A 1,009-nucleotide genomic window follows, 5' to 3' on the forward strand; every position below is an offset into this window, starting at 1 on the left:
ACGGTTGCCTCCTAGCGAAGGAACAGGGCCAGGATCACGATCCCCAGCGTGCCGAAAAGAAGGCTCACTAAGCTTCGGTCCAACCCAAGCTCGGGAAACCGAAGGGGCCAACGCCGCAGGGGCCAATGCAGGGCGTAGCCCACACCGGCGACAAGGACAGCTTCGGCCACGGCCCGAGGCTCCCGCAACTCGGGAACGAAGAAAAAGGCGCCAAGGCCCAAGCCCATCACCCCGGCCACGAGGACGGCGAGACCTCCTACGGGTCCCGTTCCGATGGGGCGCAGGAGGGGGAGGAGCTTGGAAAACGACGCGGCGGTGCCAATGCCAAGCCCAGAAAACACTGCCTTCGCCCAAAACGGAGCCCCTTGGCTCAGGAAGCCTTTGGCTGCAAACCCGGCGAGAGGAGGAAGCCCGGCGATAGCCCAGGTCCCAACCCCGAGCCCGACGGCCACCGGCCAGGAAAGCCGACCGGCCAGCTCCTTGATCTCCCGCTTTCCTGTCTGGACTACGCCTTCCCCTGCGGCGAGGAAGAGCAGCCCCTTAAAGAGCCCATGAGCCACAGCGTAGAGCAGCGCCCCCAATTCCATTCCCAGCCCAAGCCCTAACAGCATGTACCCGAGCTGCGAGGTGGTGTGATGGGCCAGGAAAATTTTGATGTCTTTTTCCCAAAGGGCGTAGGCGATCCCGCCGAACCCGGTGAGGGCCCCAAGGATAACCAAGATCGGCCCCAACGGAAAAGCCTCGGAGAGGCGGGCCAGGGCTACCACCCCCACCTTGACCACGAGGCCCGAAAGCACGGTGGAGACCTCAGTGGGGGCCTGCCCATGGGCCGGAGGAAGCCAAAGCCCAAGCAGGAAAACGCCGGTTTTGACCGCGGTCCCCGTCACCAGAAGCCCTGCCCCGACGGCCAAAATGGGCTCGGAGAAGCCAAGGCCAAGCTGAGCCAAGGCCGTGATGGAGAGCGTCCCGGTGCGGGCGTAGACCAGGCCCAGGCCCATGAGGTACAGGA

1 protein-coding gene is annotated in these 1,009 nt (G+C 64.6%); it reads right to left on the bottom strand.

Features of this window, described 5'->3' with window-relative positions; translation table 11 throughout:
- Window positions 1–11: 11 nt before the first annotated feature.
- On the bottom strand, window positions 12–1,009 hold a 998-nt coding region (locus H5T41_11335), incomplete at its 5' end, for a hypothetical protein (protein MBC7109351.1).

It is taken from the genome of Methanomassiliicoccales archaeon (genome assembly GCA_014361295.1).
Taxonomy (GTDB): Archaea; Thermoplasmatota; Thermoplasmata; order Methanomassiliicoccales; family JACIVX01; genus JACIVX01.